Annotated in this window: 24 protein-coding genes and 1 pseudogene; 10 read left to right on the top strand and 15 right to left on the bottom strand. The window is 71.9% G+C overall.

The window, feature by feature from the left end:
* Nucleotides 1-63: 63 nt before the first annotated feature.
* Together OO63_RS41245 and OO63_RS03860 are read right to left on the bottom strand one after the other, a co-directional pair.
* Nucleotides 64-1,445: pseudogene (locus OO63_RS41245) on the bottom strand (3-hydroxybutyrate oligomer hydrolase family protein).
* A gap of 23 nt (nt 1,446-1,468) precedes the next feature.
* Entirely contained in the window at nt 1,469-2,524 is a 1,056-nt protein-coding gene (locus OO63_RS03860) for an extracellular catalytic domain type 1 short-chain-length polyhydroxyalkanoate depolymerase (RefSeq protein ID WP_078618872.1), read from the bottom strand.
* Nucleotides 2,525-2,826: 302 nt separating this feature from the next.
* On the opposite strand from OO63_RS03860, the gene OO63_RS03855 reads away from it, so the two are divergent.
* The gene (locus tag OO63_RS03855) at nt 2,827-4,287 is read left to right on the top strand and encodes an RICIN domain-containing protein (RefSeq protein WP_030356477.1); all 1,461 of its coding nucleotides are present in this window, start codon (nt 2,827-2,829) and stop codon (nt 4,285-4,287) included.
* 84 nt (nt 4,288-4,371) lie between these two features.
* On the opposite strand, the gene OO63_RS03850 is transcribed toward OO63_RS03855, so the two are convergent.
* On the bottom strand, nt 4,372-5,019 hold the full coding sequence (locus OO63_RS03850) for a dihydrofolate reductase family protein (protein WP_030356476.1): 648 nt from the start codon (nt 5,017-5,019) through the stop codon (nt 4,372-4,374).
* Between the two features lie 88 nt (nt 5,020-5,107).
* Complete coding sequence (locus OO63_RS03845; protein ID WP_030356475.1) at nt 5,108-5,986, bottom strand: winged helix-turn-helix transcriptional regulator; 879 nt, start codon at nt 5,984-5,986, stop codon at nt 5,108-5,110.
* 92 nt (nt 5,987-6,078) lie between these two features.
* On the opposite strand from OO63_RS03845, the gene eno reads away from it, so the two are divergent.
* Entirely contained in the window at nt 6,079-7,362 is a 1,284-nt protein-coding gene (gene eno / locus OO63_RS03840; protein WP_030356474.1) for a phosphopyruvate hydratase, read from the top strand.
* Nucleotides 7,363-7,420: 58 nt separating this feature from the next.
* Here the strand turns inward: eno and OO63_RS03835 are convergent, their stop codons facing one another.
* The 6 genes from OO63_RS03835 to OO63_RS03810 all read right to left on the bottom strand — a co-directional run bounded on the left by OO63_RS03835 (nt 7,421) and on the right by OO63_RS03810 (nt 13,321).
* A complete protein-coding gene (locus OO63_RS03835) occupies nt 7,421-8,020 on the bottom strand; it encodes a dihydrofolate reductase family protein (RefSeq protein WP_030356473.1) in 600 nt (199 codons plus the stop codon).
* Nucleotides 8,021-8,172: 152 nt separating this feature from the next.
* Nucleotides 8,173-8,997, bottom strand: a complete 825-nt coding sequence (locus OO63_RS03830) for a metalloregulator ArsR/SmtB family transcription factor (protein WP_030356472.1) — start codon at nt 8,995-8,997, stop codon at nt 8,173-8,175.
* A 73-nt stretch (nt 8,998-9,070) separates the two neighbouring features.
* Nucleotides 9,071-9,544 carry a hypothetical protein gene (locus OO63_RS03825; RefSeq protein WP_030356471.1) on the bottom strand — a complete coding sequence of 158 codons (474 nt, stop codon included), beginning with the start codon at nt 9,542-9,544 and terminating at the stop codon, nt 9,071-9,073.
* 97 nt (nt 9,545-9,641) lie between these two features.
* Nucleotides 9,642-10,064, bottom strand: a complete 423-nt coding sequence (locus OO63_RS03820) for a hypothetical protein (protein ID WP_030356470.1) — start codon at nt 10,062-10,064, stop codon at nt 9,642-9,644.
* Nucleotides 10,065-10,294: 230 nt separating this feature from the next.
* The gene (locus tag OO63_RS03815) at nt 10,295-12,205 is read right to left on the bottom strand and encodes a sigma-70 family RNA polymerase sigma factor (protein WP_030356469.1); all 1,911 of its coding nucleotides are present in this window, start codon (nt 12,203-12,205) and stop codon (nt 10,295-10,297) included.
* A 132-nt stretch (nt 12,206-12,337) separates the two neighbouring features.
* Nucleotides 12,338-13,321, bottom strand: coding sequence for a sugar ABC transporter substrate-binding protein (locus OO63_RS03810; RefSeq protein ID WP_078618931.1), 984 nt, complete (start codon nt 13,319-13,321; stop codon nt 12,338-12,340).
* Nucleotides 13,322-13,588: 267 nt separating this feature from the next.
* Here OO63_RS03810 and OO63_RS03805 point away from each other — a divergent pair, with 267 nt between their 5' ends.
* The 3 genes from OO63_RS03805 (at nt 13,589) to OO63_RS03795 (ending at nt 16,037) form a co-directional block, all read left to right on the top strand.
* Nucleotides 13,589-14,299, top strand: a complete 711-nt coding sequence (locus OO63_RS03805; RefSeq protein ID WP_030356467.1) for a FadR/GntR family transcriptional regulator — start codon at nt 13,589-13,591, stop codon at nt 14,297-14,299.
* A 208-nt stretch (nt 14,300-14,507) separates the two neighbouring features.
* Nucleotides 14,508-15,668 carry an alkaline phosphatase PhoX gene (locus tag OO63_RS03800; protein ID WP_030356466.1) on the top strand — a complete coding sequence of 387 codons (1,161 nt, stop codon included), beginning with the start codon at nt 14,508-14,510 and terminating at the stop codon, nt 15,666-15,668.
* 93 nt (nt 15,669-15,761) lie between these two features.
* Nucleotides 15,762-16,037, top strand: coding sequence for a hypothetical protein (locus tag OO63_RS03795; protein WP_033263769.1), 276 nt, complete (start codon nt 15,762-15,764; stop codon nt 16,035-16,037).
* Nucleotides 16,038-16,089: 52 nt separating this feature from the next.
* On the opposite strand, the gene OO63_RS03790 is transcribed toward OO63_RS03795, so the two are convergent.
* On the bottom strand, nt 16,090-16,596 hold the full coding sequence (locus tag OO63_RS03790; RefSeq protein WP_030356465.1) for a winged helix-turn-helix transcriptional regulator: 507 nt from the start codon (nt 16,594-16,596) through the stop codon (nt 16,090-16,092).
* Between the two features lie 86 nt (nt 16,597-16,682).
* Between OO63_RS03790 and OO63_RS03785 the strand changes: the two genes are divergently transcribed.
* Together OO63_RS03785 and OO63_RS03780 are read left to right on the top strand one after the other, a co-directional pair.
* Nucleotides 16,683-17,381 carry an SDR family oxidoreductase gene (locus OO63_RS03785; RefSeq protein WP_234310991.1) on the top strand — a complete coding sequence of 233 codons (699 nt, stop codon included), beginning with the start codon at nt 16,683-16,685 and terminating at the stop codon, nt 17,379-17,381.
* A 44-nt stretch (nt 17,382-17,425) separates the two neighbouring features.
* Nucleotides 17,426-17,851: a tautomerase family protein gene (locus OO63_RS03780; RefSeq protein ID WP_030356463.1), complete on the top strand. Its 426-nt coding sequence runs from the start codon at nt 17,426-17,428 to the stop codon at nt 17,849-17,851.
* Nucleotides 17,852-18,141: 290 nt separating this feature from the next.
* Here OO63_RS03780 and OO63_RS03775 read toward each other — a convergent pair whose 3' ends face one another.
* Both OO63_RS03775 and OO63_RS03770 read right to left on the bottom strand, forming a co-directional pair.
* Nucleotides 18,142-19,026, bottom strand: a complete 885-nt coding sequence (locus OO63_RS03775) for an aldo/keto reductase (protein ID WP_030356462.1) — start codon at nt 19,024-19,026, stop codon at nt 18,142-18,144.
* 15 nt (nt 19,027-19,041) lie between these two features.
* Complete coding sequence (locus OO63_RS03770; protein ID WP_030356461.1) at nt 19,042-19,980, bottom strand: NAD-dependent epimerase/dehydratase family protein; 939 nt, start codon at nt 19,978-19,980, stop codon at nt 19,042-19,044.
* Nucleotides 19,981-20,050: 70 nt separating this feature from the next.
* Between OO63_RS03770 and OO63_RS03765 the strand changes: the two genes are divergently transcribed.
* Nucleotides 20,051-20,950 (top strand): LysR family transcriptional regulator, encoded by a 900-nt coding sequence (locus OO63_RS03765; RefSeq protein WP_030356460.1) that lies wholly within the window; start codon nt 20,051-20,053, stop codon nt 20,948-20,950.
* A 134-nt stretch (nt 20,951-21,084) separates the two neighbouring features.
* A complete protein-coding gene (locus tag OO63_RS03760) occupies nt 21,085-22,281 on the top strand; it encodes a serine hydrolase domain-containing protein (protein ID WP_030356459.1) in 1,197 nt (398 codons plus the stop codon).
* Between the two features lie 92 nt (nt 22,282-22,373).
* Here OO63_RS03760 and OO63_RS03755 read toward each other — a convergent pair whose 3' ends face one another.
* On the bottom strand, nt 22,374-22,688 hold the full coding sequence (locus OO63_RS03755) for an ArsR/SmtB family transcription factor (RefSeq protein ID WP_030356458.1): 315 nt from the start codon (nt 22,686-22,688) through the stop codon (nt 22,374-22,376).
* 152 nt (nt 22,689-22,840) lie between these two features.
* Here OO63_RS03755 and OO63_RS03750 point away from each other — a divergent pair, with 152 nt between their 5' ends.
* Nucleotides 22,841-24,016: an MFS transporter gene (locus tag OO63_RS03750; protein ID WP_030356457.1), complete on the top strand. Its 1,176-nt coding sequence runs from the start codon at nt 22,841-22,843 to the stop codon at nt 24,014-24,016.
* Here the strand turns inward: OO63_RS03750 and OO63_RS03745 are convergent.
* On the bottom strand, nt 23,955-24,914 hold the full coding sequence (locus tag OO63_RS03745; protein ID WP_030356456.1) for an SMP-30/gluconolactonase/LRE family protein: 960 nt from the start codon (nt 24,912-24,914) through the stop codon (nt 23,955-23,957). The two genes, OO63_RS03750 and OO63_RS03745, sit on opposite strands and share 62 nt — an antisense overlap.
* Between the last annotated feature and the right edge of the window lie 79 nt (nt 24,915-24,993).

Raw genomic sequence — 24,993 nt, 5'->3', positions numbered from 1 at the left:
CAAAGGTGGGTTCAGGGCCTGCGGGGCAGGTCCTGAACCCACCCGGGGGCGCGCGGCTCGGGGTCAGCCCTTCAACGGACACCTGGTGAGCAGGGTGGCCGGGTCCGCCCCCGCGGGACGCGCAAGGGTACGGCCGGGCGGCGGGCTGTGGCCCGTGCGGAGCCAGTCCTCGACGGCCGTGAACGCCGAGCGGTGGCAGGGCACGAGCGGACGGAGCCGGTCGGGGAAGGCATCGAAGAGCGCATCGGTGTGCGTGCCGCCCTCGACGCGGTACGAGCGGAACAGGTCGCCGCGGCCCGCGCCCCGGACCAGCCGGGCGTAGACGTCCGCGGTACGGCTGACGGGCAGCAGCACGTCAAGGGTGCCCTGCACCGTGATCAGCGGTTTCCCGATCCTGCCGGTCAGCTCGATCCGTCGACGGCGCGGTGGACCCCGGCCGGACGGTGCGCGTAGTCGTAGTCCGCGTCGCAGCCGGGCGTGCCGGGCCGGCAGTACGGGGTGCCCGCCTCGGTCGGCCCGTCGTAGCCGGGGTCGAACTCCTCGCGGTAGACGCGCTGGGTCAGATCCCAGTAGGTGCGGTGGTGGTAGGGCCAGAGGAACTCCGAGCCCGCGGGGAAGCCCGCCGCGAGGATCTTCCGGTGGGCGTGGGCCGCCCCGGCGCCGCCCGCCGCGTACGTGGGGTAGGCGCGCAGCGCGGTCGGCAGGGACGTGAGCGGGTTCGGCCCGTCGGCGCGCCACAGGGTGCCTTCCCAGTCCACGCCGCCGTCGTACAGCTCGGGGTGGTTCTCCAGCTGCCAGCGCACGAGGTAGCCGCCGTTGGAGATGCCCGTGGCCAGGGTGCGGGCGGCAGGTCGCCCGTAGCGCTGGGCGGTGACCGCGCGGGCGGCCCTGGTGAGCTGGGTGACCCGCCGGTTCCATTCGGCGACGGCGTCTGCGGGCCTTCGGCCGTCGCGGTGGAACCCGGTCCCGGTGTTGCCCTTGTCCGTGGCGGCGTAGGCGTAGCCCCGGGCGAGGACCCAGTCGCCGATGGCCCTGTCGTTGGCGTACTGCGCCCGGTTGCCCGGGGTGCCCGCGACCACCAGGCCGCCGTTCCAGCGGTCGGGCAGCCGGATGACGAACTGGGCGTCGTGGTCCCAGCCGTGGTGCGTGTTGGTCCGGGAGGTGTCGGGGAAGTGGCCGTCGATCTGGATGCCGGGGACGCCGGTGGGCGTGGGCAGGTCCTTCGGGGTGAGCCCGGCCCAGTCGGCCGGGACGGTGTGGCCCGAGCCGACGGTTCCGGCGGTGGTCAACTCACCTAGACAGGCGGCGCGTTGGCGCTCGGCGCCGGGGACGTGCAGCTGGTCGAGGCGCACGCAGGTCGCGGACGCGGGGGCGGGTGTCCGGGCGTCGCCCGGGGTGGCGGTGAGGGCGAGCAGAAGGGCCGCGCCGGTGGCGGCGGTGCGCACGCGGTTGCCGCCCGGGGACCGGCTCACCGCTGGAGGCCGAAGAACTCGGTGATCCAGCGGCTGGAGCAGATCGACGCGACGAAGTGCGCCGTGCCCGTGGCCCCGCACTGCTGCGCCCCGCTTCCGGGGTCGACCGGGGTGCCGTGGCCGACGGCCGGCACCCGGTCGACCTCGACGGCGACTCCCCCGTCGGCGGACAGGTACTGCTCGCGCCGGGTGCCGTTGGGCCCGATGGTGGACGTGCGGTCGGGTGTCTGTTCCAGGCCGTGGACCGCCGTCCACTGGTCGCGCAGGGCGTCCGCGTTCTTCGGCGCGACCGTGGTGTCGCGGTCGCCGTGCCAGACGGCCACGCGCGGCCACGGCCCGGTGTGGCCCGGGACGGCGTCCCGCACGCTCTTCGCCCAGGCCGCGGGGGTCCGGGTCACACCGGGGTTCATGCAGGTGAACGCCGAGAGGACGTCGGTGGCGCAGCGGTAGGGCACACCGGCGACGACCGCTCCCGCCCGGAAGACGTCGGGGTAGGTCGCGAGCAGGGCCGAGGTCATCGCGCCGCCCGCCGAGAGGCCCGTCACGTACGTGCGCGAGGGGTCGCCGCCGTACGCGGAGCCCGCCTTGGCGACCATCTGCCGGATCGAGGCGACCTCGCCCTGCCCGCGGCCGGTGTCGGCGCTCTGGAACCAGTTGAAGCACTTGTTGAGGTTGTTCGACGTCGTGGTCTCGGCGAAGACCAGCAGGAACCCGTACCGGTCGGCGAACTTCGTCAGGCCCGAGTTGTCGGCGTAGAGCTGGGCGCTCTGCGTGCAGCCGTGCAGGGCCACCACCACGGCCGGACTCGCGTGCAGGGACGTCGGCCGGTACACGTACATGTTCAAGGCGCCCGGGTTGGCCCCGAAGTCGGTCACCCGCTCCAGGGCGACCGCCGCGCGCGCCTCGGGGGCCGGGACGAACAGGGACGCACCGGAGGCGAGGCCGAGGGCCGCCGCCAGCGTGCCGATCCTCCGCGTCCGGCGTCGGAGCCACCGTGCCTGACGGGTCAACAGGCGGGCTCGGGTGGGTGGTTGGGCGATTGCGTATGCCATGGGGGCCTCCTGCGAGCGGCGAGGTGCCGGTCACCCTAGGAGCGCCCCGGCCCCCGCGACATGGCGTCGGGCCCCACAACTGCGGCGCGCGCACAGGCCGTACGCCCTGTTGCGCGGCCGACGTGGCGCACTCGCGAAGCCGTCACGGAGGCCGCCGCCGAGCCGTCGTGTCCGGCGGTCCGTCACGCCCCTGTGGAACGGCTCGTGTTGAACGTATTGACGAACCGCGCACACGCTCCTACGGTCCCGTTCCACAGAATCACACACGAATCAACAATTCAGAACGCAACGAAGGTTCCTTCATGTTGAGACGCACCCTCACCTCCCTCCTGGCCGCCGGCGCGAGCGTGCTCGCGCTCCTCGCCACCGCTCCCCCCTCCCAGGCCTCCCAGACCGCCCCGGCCGCCCCGGTCACCGTCACCAACGGGACGCAGTTCACCGACACCACAGGCGCGCCGGTCCACGCCCACGGCGGCGGGGTCCTCAAGGTCGGCTCCGCCTACTACTGGTTCGGCGAGAAACGCGACGGCGGCAACAACTTCAAGGCCGTGTCCGTCTACCGCTCCACCGACCTCAAGACCTGGGAGTTCAGGAAGGACGTCCTGACGCAGGAGTCCGCCCCCGACCTCAAGGTCGCCAACATCGAGCGCCCCAAGGTCATCTACAACAAGTCCACCGGCACGTTCGTCATGTGGATGCACAAGGAGAAGGGCAACGGCGACTACAGCGAGGCCCGCGCGGCCGTCGCCGTGTCCGACACCGTCGACGGCGACTACACCTGGAAGGGCAGCATGCGCCCGCCGGGCGACGTCACGTCCAGGGACATGACCCTGTTCCAGGACGACGACGGCACCGCGTACCAGATCACGTCCGCCAAGGACAACGCCGACCTGCACATCTACCGGCTCACCGCCGACTACACCCGCTACGACAAGCTGGTCGCCAACCCCTGGGCGGGGACGTACCGCGAGGCGCCCGCGCTGTTCAAGCGGGACGGCATGTACTTCATGCTCACCTCCGGCAACAGCGGCTGGCAGCCCAACCAGCAGCAGTACGCCACCGCGACCAGCGTCACGGGCCCGTGGAGCGAGATGAAGGACGCGGGCAACGACAACGGCTACCACTCCCAGACGACCTTCGTCCTTCCCGTGCAGGGGAGTTCGGGGACGTCGTACCTGTACATGGGTGACCGCTGGGGCAACTCCATGGGCGGCTCGGTCAACGACTCGCAGTACGTGTGGCTGCCGCTGTCGTTCCCGACGCGGACCCGGCTGACGCTGCCGTGGTACCCGAAGGTCAGCATCGACGCCGCCGCCGGGACCCTCAAGGGCGTGGAGGGCGGCCCGCACTTCGGCCTTCAGGCCCGGCACAGCGGCAAGTGCCTCGATGTGTCCGACGACTCCGCCGCCGACAACACGAGGGTCGTCCAGTACGGCTGCGACTCGGGCCTCAACCAGCAGTGGCGGCTCGAGGACGTGGGCGGCGGCTACGCCCGCGTGCTCGCCCAGCACAGCGGCAAGTGCCTGGACGTGGCCGACGAGTCCACCGGGGACGGCGCTCCCGTGAACCAGTACCGCTGCGGCAACGGATCCCACCAGCAGTGGCAGTTCCAGGACCGGGGCGACGGGAGCTACCGCCTCGCGGCCCGGCACAGCGGCAAGTGCCTGACCGTCACGGACGGGTCCACGCAGGACGGGGCGCGGCTCGTGCAGCAGCCGTGCGGCGACGGCGCCGACCAGCAGTTCCGGCGGCGCGCGGCCTGAGCGGGCGGGCGCCCGTCCCCCGTGATGCCGCGGAGCGGGGCCCGGTGCTGTGCCTCCGGGCCCCGGGGCGGGGACGCCTCCGCCTCACTTCCGCCAGAGCAGGTGGTGCGTCACGCCGCTCGGGCTGGGCACGACGTCCTGGTGGAACCGGTCGAGCAGCTCGTCGGGGGACTCCCACAGGCGGGCACCGGAGCCGAGCTTCGTCGGCAGGACCACCACGTGCAGGGTGTCCACGAGGTCGGCCTCGAGGAACTGCCGGATGGTCGTGGCCCCACCGCCGAGCCGGACGTCCCGGCCGCGCGCCGCCTCCTTCGCCCGGGCGAGCACCGCGGCCGGGTCGCCGTCGACGAAGTGGAACGTGGTGTCGGAGAGTGTGAAGGACGGGCGCTCGTGGTGCGTCATGACGAACACCGGTGTGTGGAACGGGGGCTCCTCTCCCCACCACCCCTGCCACTCGTGGTCCTGCCAGGGCCCGCGCTGCGGCCCGAACTTGTTGCGACCCATGATCTCGGCGCCGATGTTCCGGCCGTAGTCCCGGGTGAAGTAGTCGTCCAGACCTCGGCCGCCACCGCCTTCGACGCCCTTGACGGGCGGGTGGTCGGTGGCCATGGCCCAGGCGAACATGGCCCCCGGATCGGCATGGCCGAACGGCTTCTCGAGGCTCTGGCCGTCACCGGCGCCGAACCCGTCGCTCGAGACGGTGAAGTTCTGGACCCGCAGCAACTGGCTCATACCGCTCCTCTTGCTTCGCACATGGTGATCACTTGACGAACGTTAGACCGGCCGCTCCGGGAAAACTCATCGCCGCGTCGTGCCGTTCTCACCGATTTCCCGCGGCCTCGACGCACCCCGTGGCCAGGCGCAGGCTCTCGTCGACCGCGTACGGGATGTCGACGACCGGGAACAGCGTGTGGCGTACGGTCCGTTCGGCGTCGACGACCAGGATCAGGCGCTTGTGGCGGAGCCTGCCCGCGCCGCGGAAGGTCGGCAGGCGCAGGGCCGCGGCGAGTTGGTGGGCGGCGTCGGAGAGAAGGAGGTGGGGAACCTGCTCCGCCCGCGCGAACTCGGCTTGTTCGTGCGGGAGTTGGGTGCTGATGCCGCGTACGTCGACGCCCGCCGCGCGGAAGTCGGTCCAGGCGTCGCGGAAGAGCCGGTTCTCCAGGGTGCAGCCGACCGCCCCGGGGATCGGTGGCTCGCCCCACTCGATGCCCGTGCCGGGGTAGGTGAACAGGACGGTCGCGGCGGCGTCCGGGGACAGCAGGGGCAGGTCGGCGCCCCCCGGGCCGGTCAGATCGATGCCGTCGGGCACGCGGGTGCCGGTCAGGGCGTGGACGCGGGCGTGTTCGGCGCTGTCCGCCTCGGTGGTCCCGGTGAGGCTGCCGTCACCGAGGACCCACCGGTCGCCCCAGTCCTGCATGGCGACGAGCAGCGGGAGCAGCGCGGCTCCGGCGTCGGTGAGCACGTACTCGTACCGCACGGGACGCCGTTGGTAGAGGCTGCGGCGCAGCACGCCCTGGGCGACCAGGCGGCCGAGGCGCTCGGTGAGGACCTTGCGGGAAAGGCCGAGTTCGGCGGCGAGCGCGTCGAAGCGGACGTGGCCGCGGGCGACCTCGCGCAGGACAAGGACGTTCCACCAGTCCCCAAGGACCAGGGCGGCCTGGGCGATGCCGCAGGTCTCGTCAGCGTTGTGCATCCTCATGGACCCATAGTAGGTTCCTTTTCGGGACCCACTTTGTTTCTGCTTGAAACTTACCGCCCGCCGCGCGCGGGCCCTGCGTGAGGAGCTGCACCGTGACCGCCATCAGCCGGGTCGTCGCACGGGAGATCATCGACAGCCGGGGCAATCCCACCGTCGAGGTCGATGTCGAGCTCAAGGACGGCTCGCTCGGCCGGGCGGCCGTTCCCTCGGGCGCCTCCACCGGAGCCAGGGAGGCGGTGGAGCTGCGTGACGGGGACCCGAACCGGTACCACGGCAAGGGAGTTCGGGCTGCCGTCGACGCCGTGAACGAGTCCGTCGCGGACGCCGTGACCGGGCTCGACGCCGAGGACCAGGCGACCGTGGACCGCACCATGATCGATCTGGACGGTACGGCCACGAAGTCGCGGCTCGGCGCCAACGCCCTGCTCGGCGTCTCCCTCGCCACCGCCAAGGCCGCCGCGGCCGCCCACCGGCTGCCGCTCTACCGTTACGTCGGCGGGGTGGACGCCCACATACTGCCCGTGCCGATGATGAACATCGTCAACGGCGGCGCGCACGCGGACAATCCGCTCGACTTCCAGGAATTCATGATCGCCCCGATCGGCGCGGCGACCTTCGCCGAGGCCGTCCGGATGGGCTCCGAGGTCTTCCACACCCTGCGCGGCAACCTGGTCTCCGCCGGTCACAGCGTGAACGTCGGCGACGAGGGCGGCTTCGCACCCGACCTGCGGACCGCCGACGAGGCCCTGGACTTCGTCGTACGCGCCATCGAGCAGACCGGGTACAAGCCCGGCACCGACATCACCCTCGTCATGGACCCGGCCACCTCGGAGTTCTTCCACGACGGGGTCTACGACTACGCGGGCGAGGGCGTCCGCCGCACCCCCGCCGAGCACGCCGACTACCTCGCCGCCCTCGTCGACCGCTACCCCGTCGCCTCCATCGAGGACCCGATGGCCGAGGACGACCACGACGGCTGGCGCGATCTGACGGCCCGCCTCGGCGACCGCTGCCAGCTCACCGGCGACGACGTCTTCTGCACCAACGAGGCGCTCCTGAGCGCCGGTATCCGTGACGGCGTCGCCAACTCGATCCTGGTGAAGGTCAATCAGATCGGCACGCTCACCGAGACCCTGGCCACGGTCTCCACCGCGCACCGTGCCGGGTACACCGTCGTGATGTCCCACCGCTCCGGCGAGACCGAGGACACCACCATCGCCGACCTGGCCGTCGCCACGGGCTGCGGCCAGATCAAGACCGGCTCCCTGTCCCGCTCCGACCGCACCGCCAAGTACAACCAGCTGTTCCGGATCGAGGAGGAGCTGGGCGCGCAGGCGCGGTACGCGGGGCGGGAGGCGCTGGGGCTGCGCCCCTGACGTCCACGGCCCCTCACGTCCACGGCCGCCCGCGGCCGTGGACGTCCGACCGGCCGCCTCAGCGCACCCGGTCGTAGATCAGGGACAGCTCGCCGAGGTCCCCGGTCTCCTGCCGCATGAGCTTCCACTGCGAACCGGGCAGGCCGTCCTCGAACAGCCGCTCCCCTCCCCCGGCGATCTCGGGGCAGACCAGCAGATACAGCCGGTCGAGCAGGTCGGCGGCGAGCAGCGCCTTGATGACGCTCGCGCTGTTGTTGACGAGGATGTCACCCTCGCCGGTGGACCTCAGCTCGGCGACGACGTCGGCGGCCGGGGCGTTCACGACGCGGGCGCGGTCCCACGGGGCCTGGGTCAGCGTGGTCGAGAGGACCACCTTCTCCGTGTCGACCAGCCACTTCGCGTAGCCGCGATCACGCGGGTCGGCGTTCTCGTCCGCGGCGACCGTCGGCCAGTACCCCAGGAATCCCTCGGCGCTGACCCGGCCGAGCACGGCTGTCGTCGCGCCCTCCCAGATGCGGGTGAGGTGGTCGCGTGCGACTTCGGTGGTCGCGTAGCGGACGATCGCGCCGATGTCGGCGGGTCCGCCGGGTCCGCTGTAGCGCCCGTCGAGGGTGAGGGCGAGGTTCGCGGTGACCTTGCGTGCGGTGGAGTCGGTCATGGCGGTGATTCCTCTTTCCGTTCCTCGGCACGAGGTGCCTGGTTCGTGGGTGTGAGGTGCCTGGTGCGTTGTTCTTGGCGTGAGGTGCCTGGTTCGTCGTTCTTGGCGTGAGGTGTCTTGCTCGTCGTTCTTGTGTGAGGTGGCTGGTTCGTTCACCGGGGTGTGCGGACGGCGGCGGCGAGCTTGTCGAGGCTCTGGCCGAAGCCGATCTCGATGCCCGCGATGAAGTCCGCGGAGTCGACCGTGCTGCCGGTGATCCGGTACTGGACGTCGAGGTCCGTGCCGGTGCCGGTGGGCCGGAGGTCGAAGTCGACGTGGGCGGTGAAGGCGGGGCTGCCGTCGGGAAGGTGCGGGGAGAGGCGGTAGGCGAGGCGTTCGCCGGGGCGTACGTCGAGGACGACTCCCTCGCCGTGCCCCGCGACCTGGTCGGAGCCGTCGGCGTCGTCGGTGTCGCGGTACTGCAGGACGATCCGGCCTTCCGGGCGCGCCTCGAAGACGAGCTCGGAGACGCGCAGGTCGTCGGGCGTCCACCACCGGGTGAGCAGGGGCGGCTCGGTCAGGTGGCGCCAGACCAGGTCGGGGCTCCCGGCCAGGGTCCGGTGGAAGTCGAACGTGCGGCCGTCGGCCCACCCCGGCTGCTCCGCGGCGCCGCGCTCCGTGTCGAGGCTCCGTCCGTACCGGTCGTACGTCTCGCGCGGGCCGCCGGCCTGGTCCGCGGTGTCGGCGAGCCCGCCGAGCACGGCCGCGAGGTCCCGCAGAGGGGTGGACTTCAGGGCGTAGATGCGGCGCTGGCCCGTGCGCTGCGAGGTGACGACGCCCGCGCGCTCCAGGTGCTGCAGGTGCTTGGTCGTCTGCGGTTGACGCGCCCCGGCGAGCTGCGCGAGGACGCCGACCGGGCGGGGCCGCTCGGCCAGGAGGGCCACGAGCCGCCAGCGGGCCGGGTCGGCCAGTGCGGTGAGGAGTGCGTCTGCGTCCATGGACAGCAGTATTCACCTAGACGAATATTCGTGTCAAGGAATATCTTTGGGCGGGGAGGAGGTGGTCGGCGCGTCACTGCTCGCCCACGGGCGCCTGCCGGGCAAGGAACTCCTCGAACGCCGCCTTCTGCTTGGGGTCCATGAACCCTTGGCGGACGTTCCTGGCCTTCTCCTGAAGCCAGTGCGCCTCGTCGGGGTTCAGCAGCTCGGCGACCACCACGCCGTCGCGCGCGACCGCGGTGCGCCCTCCCGCGCGACGGCGGAAGAGCGTGAACGCGCCGTATGCGACCGGGTGAGCCAGCTCCGGCCCTTCCGCCGCAGGCCCGTGCTCCTCCCCCGCTTCACTCGCGGGGTAGGCGGTCGGCGCCCAGTGCTCCCAGAGCGCCAGCGTGGCCGCGGGCACCAGCACCGAGCGCTCCCCCTTGTCGCTCCCCTCCCACACGAACGTGACGGTGACAGGCTCGCCGACCGCCTCGGCCAACCCGAGCACCCTCTCCACCTCGTCGTTGATCGGGTAACTCGCCACTGCGTTGATCTCAATTCCCATGGCGCCCGAGGCTACTTGCCCCCTCTGACAGGCCGCCCCGCGGCTTCCGCTGCGCAGTTGAGGCCGGAGCCGCACCGGGACACAGGAGTCCGACCACTCAGTGTTCGGCCACCACGCGCGCCCGGTACCCGCGCTGGTCGTCCGACTCCCACGTCCCCGCGTATCCCTTCCACCTGGCCCGCTGCTCACCGGTCGCGGGCACACCGAGCTGCTCGGCCAGGCGCGGGTCCGCCCCCGCCTCGCGGAACACGCACTGCGCGGCGTTGAGCGCCTCGGACCTGGTCACCGCGTTGCTCATGGGCGCGGGCGTGACGACGCGGAGCGTGTCGCCGTCGGCCGAGAGGTCGAAGAACTGGTCCGCCTTCAGTTTGTCGGTGAAGGCCTTGAGGGAGTCGGCGGTCCTGGCCTCACAGGTGTCCAGGACCTTCGCCAGGCCCTCCGGCTCGTCCGAGGCGGAGTCGCAGCCCAGCAGCAAGGCGGCGAGGAGGAGGGCGGGCGCGGCGGTCCGGAGTCTCGGCATGGCGTCCATCCTGCCGGGCGAGGGGGCCGGGCGTCCGGGGTTCTGCGCGGTCTTCGGGCCGCGCTTCGGGCCGGGCTTCAGGCCGGGCTTCAGGCCGGGCTTCGGGCCAGGCTTCAGGCCGCGTACGAGCCGGGCTTCGGGCCGGGCTTCGGGCCGGGCTTCGGGCCGGGCTTCGGGCCGGGCTTCGGACCACGTTCGGGCCGGGCTTCGCGGCGGGCACCGGACCCCGGCTACCTTCCGAACACCTGCGTCCACGTCCAGTCCTTCTCGACCACGCCGACGCCCATGGTGGTCAGGTCGCAGTTGAGGATGTTCTCGCGGTGGCCCTGGGAGTTCATCCACGTCTGCATGACGGAGTCCGGGGAGCTCTGGCCGCGGGCGATGTTCTCGGCGCCGGGCGAGGGGTAGCCCTGGGCCGTGGCCCGGTCGGCGAAGGAGCGGCCGTCCTGGCTGGTGTGGTCGAAGTAGCCGTTCTCGGACATGTCCTCGCTGTGGAGCTGGGCGGCGCGGGAGAGCCGGTCGTCGAGCTTCACGGGACGGCAACCGGCCTTGGCCCGCTCGTCGTTGACGATGGCCAGGACCTTCCCTGCCGTGGTGTTCGCGGGGGCGGCCGTGGGTGCGGTCGGCGCGGTGGGCCGGGGCTTCGGCGTCTCGGTCCTGGTCGGCTTCGGGGCGGGCTTCTTCGTGCGCGAGGGCTTGGGCTCGGGCGCGGCCGACTTGCTGGGCTTCGCCTTCGGCTTGCGCGACGGCGAGGGCGAGGCGGTGGGCGAGGGCGAGTCGTCGGGGGCGGCGGACGTCTCGGGCGGCGCGTCGGCCGCGGAGGTCGACTTGTCGTCCTCCGCGTCGCCCGGCAGCAGGTTCAGGCCCGCCATCGTGCCTCCGGTGACGAGTACGGCGGCGGCGGCCGCGAGCACGGTGGCGCGCCGCCGCTCGGCTATGCGGCCCGGGCGGCGGTGGCTGCGGCGGCCGGGGGGCGGGGCGTCGCCCACGGTGGCGAGGACGGAGGCGTCACCGGCGGGGGTGCCGGGCGACGGGGGGACGTGGTCCAGGCGGGCGTCCGGGCCGAGGGGTCCGCCCGCGAAGCCGTCGTGTCCGGCCGGGGCGGAGTCGGAGCCGTGGGCCGATCCCGGCCCCTGGCCCACGTCCGTGCCGTGAGCGAAATCGGAGCCATGGGCCCGGTCGTACCCCTGGGCGAAATCCGGGCCATGGGCCCAGTCGGCCCCCTGGGCGAAATCCGAGCCATGGGCCCAGTCGGCCCCTTCGGCGAACTCCGAGCCAGGACCCAGATCCGCACCGTACGCGGCATCCGCGGCGTGACCGAGGCCCGCCCCCGACCCGCCACCCCGCCCCAGCGCGGCAAGCCCCGCGAGCCCGGCCAGCGCCACCGGCACCAGACCGAGGCCGACCAGCAGCCCCTCGGCCGGCACCAGCCCCGCCTCGTACCCGGAGCAGGCCGTGCAATCCCGTACATGCCGGGCGATCCGCTTGCGCCAGAGCCCGGACGGCTGCCCGTCCCACGCGCCGAGCACCGAGGCGAGCCCGGCGCACGACGGCTGCGCGGACAGCGCCCGTACGACCAGGCGAGCGGTCTCAAGCTGCGCCTTCATGCGCTGCACCCGCACCGCCGTGTGCTGCGGCGACAGACACATGGCGGTGGCCACGTCGCTGCGGCTCAGCTCCCCGGCCGCCTCCAGCCACCACAGCGAAAGGAGCGCGCGGTCGTCGGTGTCGAGCCAGCGGGTGGCTTCGGCCGCCTCCCGTCGCTGCCCCTCGAGACCCAGGCGCAGGATGGTCAGGTCCACGAAGTCGGCGCCGGGATCGGCCACGTCGTACGCGTCCTGGAGCCCGGAGCCGGTGGGTGCGGCCCGCTGCTTGTGCCAGTGCCCGCGGATCTGGTTCATCGCGATGGCCACCAGCCAGGACCGGAAGCTGCGCGGGTCCTGGAGCGAGCCGAGCGCGCCGAGCGCGCGGATCATCGTCTCCTGCACCACGTCGTCGACGTCCGCGTGCCCGTTCAGCGCCCGGCCCACGATGTTGTACACCAGCGGCAGATACTCGGTGACCAGCTCGTCCTGCGCCCACAGGGCACCTTGCCGCGCCGCCTCGACCACCGCGGCAAGGTGCTCCTCAGTCGCTGTCACAGCCGCCCACGTCCTTTCCCTGTCCCCCGCATTTTCCGTCCGACACCTGGGAGACCCGAGGGCGGGGGCGGGATAACAGAAAACAGGAGTGGCGTCACCGCGCACTGCTCACTGCTCAGCGCTCAGCGCTCACTAGTCATCGCTGTCGTGGAACAGCCCCACGTTCTCCTTGGTCACCAGAGGCGCGGACAGCTGGTCCTCGAGCATGCCGTTGGGCAGCCGGACGATGGTCGAGCCGTGGTCGGTGGGCCCGGGCTTGAACTTCTCCCCGTTCATCGCGGCCTTGATGTAGAACATGCCGTACTTCGCGTACGCGTCGGCGGGCTGCGAGACGGTCGCGTCGATCTGACCCTTGCGGATGGCCTCGAACTCCTGCGGGATCCCGTCGTTCGACACGATCGTGATGTGCCCCTTCGCCCCCGCCTGCTTCAGCATGCCCTTCGCCTTGAGGGTCTGGAGGGTGGGCGCGAGATAGACGCCGCCCGCCTGCATGTAGATGCCCTCGATGTCCGGGTTCGAGTTGAGCAGGGTGTCCAGCTTGGACGCGGCCGTGTCCGACTCCCACTTCGCGGGGATCTCCAGGACCTTGACCTTCGGGTACTTCTCCTTCATGCACTGGCGGAAGGCCTTGGACCGGTCCCGGCCGTTCACCGACGCGAGATCGCCCATGATCTGGACGACCTTCCCGCTCTTGATCTCGTCGCCGAGGTAGTCACAGGCCTTCTGTCCGTACGCGACGTTGTTCGCGCGCACGACCATCGCGACCTTGCCCTTCTCCGGCGCCACGTCGACCGCGACCACGGGCACGCCCTTGCGCTCCGCCTGGTCGAGCCCCGCGGATATCGCGGCACTGTCGATCGGCGCGACGACCAGACCCTTCACCCCCTGGTTGAGCTGGTTGTTGATGTCCGTGATCTGCTGCGCCGGGTCGCTGTTGGAGTTGACGGTCTTCAACGCGTCGACGTCCTCGGACTTCGCCATCTTCGGCACGTAGTCGTTGTACGACTGCCAGAACGGCGAGGTCAGCAGCGGCAGGATCACACCGACCTTGCCCTCCCCACCGCCCCCGCCACCGGATCCGGCATTGTCGTCCGTGCTGCCACAGGCCGAGAGCATCAGGGTGGCGCTGGCGCCGACTGCCGCCACACGCACGGCCCGTGCTCTGATCCCGAGGGTTGTTCTGGCCACGTATCGGCTCCATACAAGTGATGAGAGTGAGGGGTTCCGACATCCCGGCGTCGGTGGCTCTGAATGTTCATCGGATCACTCGGCGGAGTCAATGGCTCAGAGGTACTGATCTTCGTCATGGCCCTGGTAATTGGTCTGATCACCCTCGTGGTTAGACTCGGCCGCAAGGGACTTGGAGGAGCAGCTGTGGAAGATCTGGACGTGCGCACCGCCCCGCCGAAGGGCACGGTGACACAGCGCGCCATCGACCAGATCAAGGCGATGATCGCCGACGGGCTGCTCGGCCCGGGCCAACGACTGCCCACCGAGCGGGACTTGGCCGTGCAGCTCGGAGTGTCGCGCAGCTCGATGCGCGAGGCCGTACGCGCGCTGACCTTCATGGGCGTCCTGGAGGCGCGGCACGGGTCCGGGGTGTACGTCACCCAGCTCGCCGCCGGCGACCTCCTGGAGTCCTTCGGCGTCGTCGCCGACCTCTCCCGGGGGCCACAGATGGTCGAACTCCTCGAACTCCGCAAGGTGTTGGAGTCCACCGCGGCCGCACTGGCCGCCGCCCGCATCGACGCCGACCAACTAGCGGAGGTCGAGCGGCACTTGAGGGCCATGGACACCACCGACGACACCGAGGAGATCCTCGCCCACGACGTGGCGTTCCACCGGGCCATCAACGAAGCCGCGGGCAACGACACCATGGCGGCCGTCCTCGAAGGCCTCTCCTCGCGCACCTTCCACACCCGGGTCTGGCGCGGCTACCAGGAAGAGGGCGCCATCGAGCGCACCCGCCGCGAACACGCCCGCATCCACCGGGCGTTGGTCGCCCGGGACCCGGAGGCGGCACGGGTCGCGGCGGCGGTCCACGTCGGCGAGGTCGAGCAGTGGCTCCGCGAGCGGCTGGCCGAGGGCGCCTGAGGCCGCACCCCCGCACGTCGCCCACGACCCGCACCGGCTCGCCCCGCCCACTCCCTTCCCGCCGGGTCCTGCTCACCCTTCGGCCAGGAAGAGTTCGCCTGCGGGGGCCTCATCGTCCGGGTACGGCGACCTCTAGGTTCTCCTCGATGACCAGTCGGCTTGGTGCTCAACAGAGCGTTGTCCGCCCTTCATCGACGAAGGAGTAGTTGTGGAACGTCGTACCTTCCTGCGCGGAGCCGTCATCGGGAGCTCGGCCGCCGCGTTCGGCGGCACCCTGATGCACGGCGCCGCCTACGCGGCCCCGGCCCAGAACGGGCCCGGCCCGTACGGCGCGCTCGGCGCCGCCGACGCGAACGGCATCCGACTGCCCAGCGGCTTCACCAGCCGGGTCATCGCCCGCTCCACCCAGGTCGTCCCCGGTACGTCCTACACCTGGCACAACGCCCCCGACGGCGGCGCGTGTTTCGCCGACGGCACGGGCTGGATCTACGTCTCCAACTCGGAGATCAACCCGGGCGGCGGCGCGGGCGCCGTGAAGTTCAACTCCTCGGGCACCGTCACCGGCGCCCACCGCGTCCTCTCCGGCACCCGGCAGAACTGCGCGGGCGGCGCCACCCCGTGGAACACCTGGCTGTCCTGCGAGGAGGTGTCCCTCGGCTACGTCTACGAGACCGACCCGTGGGGTGTGAACGCGGCCACCCGGCGGGACGCCATGGGCCGCTTCAAACACGAGGCCGCGGCCGCGGACCCGGGCCGCCAGGCGGTCTACCTCACCGAGGACGAGGGCGACGGCTGCTTCTACCGCTTCCGGCCGACCACCTGGGGCAACCTGTCCGCAGGCACCCTGCAGGTCCTGGTGGCGGGCTCCGGCACCTCGGGCTCCTTCACCTGGGCGAACGTGCCCGACCCGGACGGCTCCCCCACCGCGACCCGCAACCAGGTCTCCGGCGCCAAGCGGTTCAACGGCGGCGAGGGCTGCCACTACGCGGGCGACACCGTCTGGTTCACCACCAAGGGCGACAACCGCGTCTGGCAGCTCAACCTCACGAACAGCACCTACGAACTGGCCTACGACGACCATCTGGTCAACCCGGGCCCCGCTCCCCTGACCGGCGTCGACAACGTCACCGGCTCCTCCTCCGGCGACCTGTTCGTCGCCGAGGACGGCGGCACCATGGAGATCTGCGTCATCACCCCGGACGACATCGTCGCGCCGTTCCTGCGGATCAACGGCCAGTCCGGCTCGGAGATCACCGGCCCGGCCTTCTCGCCCAACGGCTCCCGCCTGTACTTCTCCAGCCAGCGCGGCACGTCGGGCAGTTCGTCGGGCGGCATCACCTACGAGGTCACCGGGCCCTTCCGCACCTGACGGTCGTACAGCGGCACTTGCAGGGGTACGCGTACGGTCCCGCTCCGCGCGAACAGCCGGACATCCCCGCCCACCCCAGCGATAATCGTGGCCATGCCAAACAACGAGGGCGGGTGGCGGCCACCCGGATACGACGGGCCGGGTTGGGAGCCACCCAAGGAACCACCGGGGCCGCCCCGGAACGACGGCGGCGGCCCCGGAGGACAGTCCCGCTGGAGCTGGCCGGGCATCGCGGCGGTGATCGCGATCGGGATCTGGTCCCTCCTGGCCTACCAGTGGACCGAGCAGAACGACTGCGAGCTGGTCGAGTCCTACGGCCTCGTCCTGTCCCACGGGACGCCGGATCCGTGGGAGATGTGCGGGGACTGAGGGACCAGGGCGTGTCTTGTGGCGCGGGCCCGGCCTGATCCACAAGACACGCCTAAGCGTCAGACACGCCCCGGCCGCGCCGTCGGCCGGGGTTCAGCCGGATCTCGATGCCGTCCGACGTCGCCTCCTGGACCGGCTCGGCGGTCACACGGACGCCCATCGCCCGGCCCGTGCCGGTCTCGACGAACGACAGCGGCGGGCGGCCGTCCTGCAGATGCCTGTCGCCCCACTGCATCAGCGACAGGAACACCGGCAGCAGATCCTCACCGGCCTCGGTCAGCCGGTACTCGTCGCGGGCCCGCCTGCCCGGCTCCTGATAGGGAACGCGCGCGACGACCCGCGCGGCCTCCAACTGCTTGAGCGCTCGCGACACCGCGGGCGCGGAGGTCCCGACCCGCGCCACGAAGTCCTCGAACCTCCTGGTCCCGTAGAAGCACTCGCGGACCACCAGGAACACCGTCCTGGTGCTGAGCAGGCCGAGCACCCGCTCCGCCGAGCACCCGTCGCCGATCGACCAGGCGTCCCGGTCCCGCAGCCGCTCCTCGAACTCCATCGCCATGACGCCATGGTAACTAACGCTTGCATTACCCAGGGGGCGCGTGCTTGCATCTCACTAACGTCATCGTTAGTCAGATGGAGGATGCTGTGGTTGCAGTAGCGGGCAAGGTGGCCGTGGTGACCGGCGGCCGACGCGGCCTCGGGGCGGCGCTGGTGGACGAGTTGCTGGCGCGCGGGGCGCGGAAGGTGTACGCCACCGCGCGCTCGGCGTACGTCGACGACCGCCCCGGGGTGGTCACCGCCGAGCTCGAGGTCCGCTCGGCGGAGTCGGTCGCCGCCCTGGCGGAGGTGGCCGCCGACGCCGAGATCGTGTTCAACAACGCCGGCGTCCTGCTGCCGGCCGCACTCCTGACGGGTGACCTCGACAGCGCCACGGAGACCTTCGACGTGAACGTCTTCGGGCCCCTGCGGGTGGCGCGGGCGTTCGCGCCGGTCCTGGCCGCGGGCGGCGGGGGCGCGCTCGTCCACATGCACTCAGTGCTGTCCTGGCTGGCAGGCAGCGGCGCCTACGGAGCGTCCAAGGCCGCGGCGTGGTCGGTCACCAACTCCCTCCGCGTCGAACTGGCCGCCCAGCACACCCAGGTCGTGGGCGTGCACTCCGGATTCATCGACACCGACATGGTCTCCGCCCTCGACCGGCCGAAGGCCTCCCCCGCCCAGATCGCCGCCCGGATCGTCGACGGAGTCGAGGCCGGGCACACGGAGGTGCTCGCCGACGACGTCACCGTCGGCGTCAAAGCAGCGCTTTCCGGCCCCGTGGAGCACCTGACCATCCCGGCCGCCTGACGCCCCGCCACCCCGCCCCAGCACACGAGGAGCACCGAACCACCATGCCCCTGTGGACCATTCACCATACCCCCGAAGTCTTCACCGACGACGAGAAGCACCACCTCGCCGCGCGCGTCGCCGACCACTACGAAGCGGTCGGGCTGCCCCGCTTCTACGTCGTCACGCTCTTCCACGAAACCCGGCCCGACGACTTCTACGTCGGCGGGGAGCCCACCCCGGCCGGGGTCCGCGTCACCATCGACCACATCGCCCGACGCAACCCCGACCAGGAGGCCCGCCGCCGCACCGCCCAGTGGATCAAGGGCATGCTGCAGCCGGCCCTCGAACGGCACCCGGGGCTGCACTGGGAGTTCCACGCCGACGAGACCAGCGAGGACCTCTGGATGATCAACGGCATTGTGCCGCCGCCGGGAGGCTCCGACGCCGAGAGGAAATGGGCGGAGCTGAACTCGGCTTCCCCGTACTGATCGTCGGAGTCAGATCCACGGGGGGCGGGGCAGTCCGGACGCAGCGCGGGGGCAGTCCGGAGACAGCGCGGAGGCAGCCCGGAGGCGGCACGGCGACCGTCCGGAGGCGGCAACAAGCCTTTGTGGTAACGGCGTTGACAGCCGATCCGGGCTGTCCCATCGTCGACAGCGGTAGGCGGCCGGACCGCGCAGGACCCATCGGCCGCCCGTGAAAAGACGGCCATGAGCGAGCCATCCGGACGCGGGGCGCCGACCGGCCGCGCGCGACCGCCCGGCGCCCGAACGGGAGGTCAGCCCGGCAGCACCTCCCCCAGCAGCTCCAACTCTCCTGCGCTCAGCACGAGTTCCGTGGCCCGAGCCGAGTCGCTGATCGACGCCGGACGGCTCGCCCCCGGCACCGGGATCACCGCCGGGGACCGGCTCAGGAGCCAGGCCAGGGCGACCTGCTGCGGGCTGACGCCGTGCTCGGCCGCGACGCGATGGAAGGCGGTGCCGATGGAGGACGGGCCGGAGGGGCCGTCGAGGGAGCTGCGGGAGATGCCGCCGAGGGGGCTCCACGGCAGGAACGCCAGGCCCAGCTCCGCGCTCAGCTCCAGTTCGGCCTCGCTGTCCCGGACGGCGGGCGAGTACTGGTTCTGCACGGAGACCAGTCCGTCGCCGAGGATCTGCCGCGCCTCGCGGATCTGGCCGACGGTCACGTTCGAGATGCCGGCGGCGCGGACGGTGCCCGCGTCGAGCAACTCGCGCAAGGCGCCGACGGACTCCGCCCAGGGCACGGCGGGGTCCGGCTTGTGCAGCTGGTACAGGCCGATCGCGTCGACCCCGAGGCGCTTGGCGGAGGCCTCGGCGGCACGCTTGAGGTGCGCCGGGGTGCCGGTCACGGTCCAGCTGCCGTCTCCGGGCCGCCCGCGTCCGCCCTTGGTCCCGATGAGGACGTCGGAGGTGTCACCGCCGTAGCGGGCGAGGGCGCGGGCGATGAGGAGTTCGTTGTGGCCCGCCTCGTCGGCGTGCCAGTGGTAGCTGTCGGCGGTGTCGATGAACGTGACGCCGGCGTCGAGGGCGGCGTGGACGGTGGCGAGGGCGCGTGTCTCGTCCGGGCGGTGCTCGATGGACAGCGGCATGGCGCCCAGGCCGATGGCGCTGACGGCGGTGTCTCCGATGTAACGGTGTCGCATGACGGTTCGGGATCCTCAGGCAGTGGGGACGGCGGACGCGGTGAGGGCTTCGGCGACGGCGCCGGGCAGCCAGTCGGTCGTACGGGAGAAGGCGAAGCCCAGCTGTTTCGCGCGGGAGTTGCTCATGGCGTAGTGGCGGTCGAAGGAGAACGGTGAGGCGGCTTCGCCCGGTGCGACGGTCTCGTGGACGGGCTCGCGGCCGGTCCGCGCGGCGACGGTCGCGGTCAGGTCGTGCACGTCGAGCAGCCCGTCGGAGCAGGCGTTGACGGGACCGGTGAAGTCGGTGGCGGTGGCCGCCCACCGCAGCAGGTCGGCCAGTTCCTCGTGGTGGATGAACACCGTCGGCAGCGCGTCCGCGTACACGGCGACGGCGTCGCCTCGGGCGATGCGCTCGGTGTAGTACGCCAGTCGGCCGGTGAACTCCCGCTCGCCGCCCAGTACGTGCGCGCCGCGCACAGCGGTGAACGCGAAGCCGCCCGCCCGGGTGAGGACGGCCTCCGCCTGGCGCTTGCCCTCCGCGTAGTGGGCCTCCAGGTAGGCCTCGTCGTGCCAGGGCAGGTCCATGGCCACCTGCCAGGCGCGCGGGTCGACGGTCGCCTCGGGCACGGGGGTGCCCGCCGGCACCGTCGGCAGCGCGGCGGTCGCCGGGTCGTAGACCTCGATCGTGGAGGTCATGACGTAGCGCCGGGTGCGGTCGGCGAAGGCGCGGGCGGCGATCGCGGCCTGCACGGGGGTGTAGCAGACCTGGTCGACGACCGTGTCGAAGGTGCGGGAGCCGAGCGCGGCGACCAGGGCGGCCTCGTCGTCGCGGTCGACGACGAGGTGCTCGACCCCGGCGGGCGCCCTGGCGGAGCCGCGGTTGATCACGGTGACCTGGTGGCCGTCCGTCCGCAGGCGTTCGACCAGGAGCTTTCCGAAGTAGCGGCTTCCGCCGATGACGCAGATCCGTTGCATGACTCCACTCTGGACACCTACTGTCATCAGCAGAAGTGGTGGCTTGCTGAATTCGCTTTAAGGAAAACTGTTGATCGATGTGCAGCGGCTCCGCGTCCTGCGGGCGGTGGCGGACCACGGCAGCTTCAGCAAGGCCGCCGCGGCCCTCCGCCTCACCCCCTCCGCCGTCTCCCAGCACGTGGCGGTCCTCGAACGCAGCCTCGGCACCCAGGTCGTGGCGCGCAGCACGCGCGGCGTCACGCTCACTCAGGCAGGCCAGATCATGGTCGGGGCCGCCGAATCCGTCGCGGCCGAGCTGGAACAGGCCAGGCAGCAGGTCGAGCGGCTGAGCACGGGCCGCGTGCAGCTCACCGTCGCCACCTTCAGCAGCGGCGGCAGGCACCTGCTGCCCGGCGTGCTCCCCCGGCTGACGGCGGCCCACCCCCACACCCAGCTCCACATCAGGGAGGGCGAGCCCGAGGTCACCCTGCCGCTGGTCCGCCAGGGTGCCGTCGACCTCGCGCTCGCCTACCACTTCGACGGCCCGCTGCCCCTCGGGCCCGCCTCTGCAGGCCTGCGGTGGACCCCGCTCATGGAGGATCCCCTGCACGTCGTCCTGCCTGAAGGGCACCGCTTCGCAGACCGCGCGTCGCTCGGCATCAGCGAACTGGCGGCGGAGCCCTGGGTGCTCGGCTGCCTCAAGACCGAGACTCACCTGCGCCGTTACGCCGAGCAGGCGGGCTTCGAACCGGACGTGCGGGGCACCACCACCGACTACTTCTTCGCCCGTTCGCTCGTCGCGGCAGGCCTGGGTATCTCGCTGGTCCCCTCCATCGCGCTCGCCCCGCCGGTGCCGGGTCTGCGCGCCGTCCCGGTCCAACCGCCCGCTCCGGCACGGCACATCGGCGTCGCCACGCTCGACCGCCGTCACGAAAGCCCTCACCTCACGACGCTCGTCGACGCACTCCGCGAGCAGGCCGACGGGGGTTAGCCCCCGCACGGTTCCGGAGGGCCGCCTCATCGCGGCGGCTCCCCTTCCGGGGACATCGTGGGACCCGCGGGCACACGGAGCGCACGCACCGCGCGCCCTCCGTGTCCGTCCTCACGACGACTCAGGGAGCAGAAGTGAGCAAGCACAGGCGTGTGTGGCGAGGCGGAGTCACGCTGGTCGTCGCGGTCGGCGTCGCGATGGGCACGCTGACGGCCGCCGACCTGCCGCGGAAGGACACCACCGCCCCGGCCGAGTCCGCCGCTCGCACGAACGCCTCCACGACCACCGGCACCGCCGACCAGGCGCGGCTGCGTGCTCTCCTGCGGCGACTGACCACGGTCGACGGCGGGCCGGGCGCGCTCCTCGCGATGCGCGACCGGCGCGGCAGCACGGTGCTGACCAGCGGTGTCGCGGACGTGCGGAGTCACGCCCCGGTGCGCGGCGACAGCAGGTTCCGGATCGGCAGCATGACCAAGACGTTCGTGGCGACGGTCATGCTGCAGCTGGTCGGAGAGGGACGCGTGATCCTGGACGCGCCGGTGGAGCGCTACCTGCCCGGTGTCGTACGCGGACACGGCAACGACGGCCGCCGCATGACGGTGCGTCAGATCCTCCAGCACACCAGCGGCCTGCCCGACATCCTCGACCACCTGGACCCACAGGAGATCATCAAGAACCCGCTCGCCCATCACGACACCCGCGACCTCGTGAAGACCGCGCTCGCCCATCCCCCGACCTTCAAGCCGGGCACGGGCTGGAGCTACTCCAGCACGGGCTACCTCCTGGCAGGCATGATCATCGAGCGGGTCACGGGACGGCCCTACGGCGACGAGATCCAGCGGCGCGTCATCGATCCGGTCGGCCTGCACGCGACCTACGTCCCGGGGGACGCGTCGGAGATCCCCGGACCGCACCCGCGCGGGTACGTACGGCCGGGCGAGGACGCGCCGCTCATCGACCTCACCGCCCTCAACCCCTCCGTCGCCGGGGCGGGCGGCGAGATGATCTCCAGCGGTGCCGACGTCAACCGGTTCCTGAACGCACTCCTGCGCGGCAAGCTGCTCCGCCCGGCCCAGCTCCGCGAGATGATGCGGACCCGCCCGACGGGCAACCCGGACGGCCGGGCGTACGGCCTGGGCCTGGAGAGCAGGCCACTGCCGTGCGGCGGCCTCTACTGGGGGCACAGCGGCGACATGTTCGGCTACGAGACGGTGGCCGGGGCCACGGCCGGCGGCAGGCAGGCGACGGTCATGGTGAACGTCGACCCGGGTGGCACGGACGCGCAGAGCGCCGACATGAAGGCGGCTGTCCGGACGGCGCTCTGCAAGTGAGGCGGTCCACCCCGAAGCAGCGGGGGGCCGTCTCGGTCGCCGCACATGAGGGGCCTTCGGCCTGTCTTCCTTCGCGAACGCCCGGACGTGCGTCAGCCCGACCGGAGCTGGATGAGCACCGCGTCGAGCAGGCCGGGGAAGCGGTCGTTCAAGTCGTCGCGGCGCAGGCTGACATACCGTGACCGGCCCTCCACCGTGGTCCAGGTGAGTCCGGCCTCGCGGAGCACGCGGTAGTGGTGGGACATCGTCGTCTGGTGGACGTCGATGGTCTCGCTGATGCCCGAGCAGCTCTCCCGGCCGCTCTCGGCGAGGCGGGCCAGGATCGCGAGGCGGACCGGATCCGCCAGCGCGTGGAGGATCTCGACGAGCTTGATCTCGTCCTTCGCCGGCTGGGTCACCGCACGCATGACCGGTCCGCCTGCCCTGTCCGTCGTCCTGTCCGTGGCTGCACGGCCGTCAGACTAGCCCACACATTGATACATGGACAAGCATCCATGCATTGGTTACGTTGTGGCGCGTCGAACCGCCCCGACGCACCGTGCCGCGGAATGGATGGCCCATGTACAGACGCCTGTTGCCCCTCGCCCTCGCGACGTTCGCCGTCGGCACCGACGGCTTCGTCATCGCCGGACTCCTCCCCGCCATCGCCGACGACCTGGACGTCAGCGTGCCCACGGCCGGACAGCTCGTCACGGTCTTCGCGCTGACCCTCGCGGTCGCCGCCCCGGTCCTCGGCTGGGCCACCAGCGCCCTCGACCGCCGCACCGCCCTGCTCCTGGCGCTCGGGGTCTTCGTCGTCGGCAACGCCGCCACGGCGCTCGCCACCTCGTACGGCGCCGTCATGACCGCCCGCGTCGTGACCGCGGCCGGAGCCGGGATCATCTCCTCCACCGCCTCCAGCGCGGCGGCGGCCGTCGCGCCCCCGGAACGCCGGGGCCGGGCCCTCGCGTTCGTGCTCGGCGGGCTCACGCTCTCCAGCGCGATCGGCCTCCCGCTGGGCACCCTCATCGGGCGCGGCGACTGGCACCTGACGCTGTGGGCCGTCGCCGCGCTGGGAGCCGTGGCCGCGCTCGGCATCGCGTTCGGCATTCCGCGGATCACGCTGCCCGCCACCACGTTCCGGGCCCGGCTCGCTCCCCTCAAGGACCGGTGGGTCCTCGGGGTCCTGACCGTCACCATGCTCGCCCTCACCGGGACCTACCTGCTCTACACCTACATCGCGCCCGCCCTCGCCGAGGTGACGAACGGCTCCGAGCCCACGCTCACCGCCGTGCTCTTCGTCTTCGGGCTCGGGGTCCTCGGCGGCAACCTGCTCGCCGGGCGGCTCTCCGACCGGCACCGGCCCGAGCAGGTCCTGCTCGGGAGCCTCGCCGCCGCCGTCGTCGTGCTCGCCACCGGCCGCGCCGCCGTGGAGACGCTCGGGACCGCCTTCGTGTGGACGGCGGCACTGGGCCTGTGCGCGGGCATACCCGTGGTCCCGCAGCAGGCCCGGCTCATCGCCCACGCCCCGGCGGCCACACCGGTGCTCCTCGGCCTCAACGCCTCGGCGATCTACGTCGGCGTCGCCCTCGGCGGAGCGCTCGGCGGGCTCGCGCAGCAGGCGGTCTCGCCCGCGTGGCTCGGCGTACCGGCAGCGGGAGTCACCGCTCTGGGGCTCCTCGTCGCCCTGGCGGTCACCGGGGCGCCGCGTCGAGCCAAGGGCGGCGCCCCGGTCCGGTCGGGTGGATTCCGGTGACACCCATGACCACCGAGTAGAGGCTGGTCTCCGCCGTGATGAAGAGGCGGTTGCGCTTGGCGCCGCCCCAGGAGATGTTGGCGACCGCCTCGGGGACGTTCAGCCGCCCGATCAGCGTGCCGTCGGGGTCGTAGCAGTGCACGCCGTCGCCCATCGCGGCGGCCCACAGCCGGCCGCCGTCGTCGAAGCGGAGGTTGTCGAAGCGGGCGGCCTCGCGGGCGGCGGCCGCGGCGAAGACCTCGCCGTCGGACAGCGTGCCGTCGTCCCGTACGTCGAAGACCCGGATGAGGCCCGCCCGGGTGTCGGAGACGAACAGGCGCCGCTCGTCCGCCGAGAACACCAGGCCGTTCGGGGCGCCGAAGCAGTCCGCGACCAGCCGCACTTCGCCCGTGCCCGGATCGACGCGGTAGACGTTGTTGGCGCCGATCTCGCTCTGCGCGCGGTAGCCCTCGTAGTCACTGGTGATGCCGAAGTCCGGGTCGGAGAACCAGATCGACCCGTCGGACTTCACCGTGGCGTCGTTCGGGCTGTTCAGCCGCTTGCCCTGCCAGCGGTCGGCGAGCACCGTGATCGTGCCGTCGTGCTCGGTGCGGGTCACCCGCCGGTTGCCCTGCTCGCAGGTGATCAGGCGGCCCTCGCGATCGAGGGTGTTGCCGTTCGTGTGCCCGGCGGACCGGCGGAAGACGCCGACCGCGCCGGTCTCCTCGTCCCACCGCAGCATGCGGTCGTTGGGGATGTCGCTCCAGATCACCTGCCGCCAGGCGGGCACATAGAGGGGCCCCTCCGCCCAGCGGCAGCCGGTGTACAGGACCTCGAGCCCGTCGTCGCCGTTCATGCACCGCCCGGTACGGAACCGGTCGTCGAACATCTCGTACAACGCGGGGCGCTCGCTGCTCATGGCGCCTCCCCCTTCCACAGTGACACCCAGAGGAACCGAAGCATCTTCAGCCATGAGCATAGATCGCAGAATGACGTAT

The sequence above is a fragment of the Streptomyces alboflavus genome (genome assembly GCF_000716675.1).
GTDB classification, from domain to species: Bacteria; Actinomycetota; Actinomycetes; order Streptomycetales; family Streptomycetaceae; genus Streptomyces; species Streptomyces alboflavus.
Note: the sequence above shows the minus strand (reverse complement) of the source record. Positions and strands in the feature narration are given on the sequence as shown.

Bases quoted from the DNA above. Each gene is read 5' to 3' on its own strand.
- OO63_RS03790 (WP_030356465.1), bottom strand. From the start codon at position 16,596: ATGGCGATGGAGTTCGAGGAGCGGCTGCGGGACCGGGACGCCTGGTCG.
- OO63_RS03780 (WP_030356463.1), top strand. From the start codon at position 17,426: ATGCCCCTGTGGACCATTCACCATACCCCCGAAGTCTTCACCGACGAC.
- OO63_RS03810 (WP_078618931.1), bottom strand. From the start codon at position 13,321: ATGCTCTCGGCCTGTGGCAGCACGGACGACAATGCCGGATCCGGTGGC.
- OO63_RS03855 (WP_030356477.1), top strand. From the start codon at position 2,827: ATGTTGAGACGCACCCTCACCTCCCTCCTGGCCGCCGGCGCGAGCGTG.
- OO63_RS03755 (WP_030356458.1), bottom strand. From the start codon at position 22,688: ATGCGTGCGGTGACCCAGCCGGCGAAGGACGAGATCAAGCTCGTCGAG.
- OO63_RS03750 (WP_030356457.1), top strand. From the start codon at position 22,841: ATGTACAGACGCCTGTTGCCCCTCGCCCTCGCGACGTTCGCCGTCGGC.
- OO63_RS03820 (WP_030356470.1), bottom strand. From the start codon at position 10,064: ATGCCGAGACTCCGGACCGCCGCGCCCGCCCTCCTCCTCGCCGCCTTG.
- OO63_RS03745 (WP_030356456.1), bottom strand. From the start codon at position 24,914: ATGAGCAGCGAGCGCCCCGCGTTGTACGAGATGTTCGACGACCGGTTC.
- OO63_RS03860 (WP_078618872.1), bottom strand. From the start codon at position 2,524: ATGGCATACGCAATCGCCCAACCACCCACCCGAGCCCGCCTGTTGACC.
- OO63_RS03845 (WP_030356475.1), bottom strand. From the start codon at position 5,986: ATGAGGATGCACAACGCTGACGAGACCTGCGGCATCGCCCAGGCCGCC.
- OO63_RS03850 (WP_030356476.1), bottom strand. From the start codon at position 5,019: ATGAGCCAGTTGCTGCGGGTCCAGAACTTCACCGTCTCGAGCGACGGG.
- OO63_RS03830 (WP_030356472.1), bottom strand. From the start codon at position 8,997: ATGGACGCAGACGCACTCCTCACCGCACTGGCCGACCCGGCCCGCTGG.
- OO63_RS03775 (WP_030356462.1), bottom strand. From the start codon at position 19,026: ATGCGACACCGTTACATCGGAGACACCGCCGTCAGCGCCATCGGCCTG.
- OO63_RS03825 (WP_030356471.1), bottom strand. From the start codon at position 9,544: ATGGGAATTGAGATCAACGCAGTGGCGAGTTACCCGATCAACGACGAG.
- OO63_RS03795 (WP_033263769.1), top strand. From the start codon at position 15,762: ATGCCAAACAACGAGGGCGGGTGGCGGCCACCCGGATACGACGGGCCG.
- OO63_RS03835 (WP_030356473.1), bottom strand. From the start codon at position 8,020: ATGACCGACTCCACCGCACGCAAGGTCACCGCGAACCTCGCCCTCACC.
- OO63_RS03770 (WP_030356461.1), bottom strand. From the start codon at position 19,980: ATGCAACGGATCTGCGTCATCGGCGGAAGCCGCTACTTCGGAAAGCTC.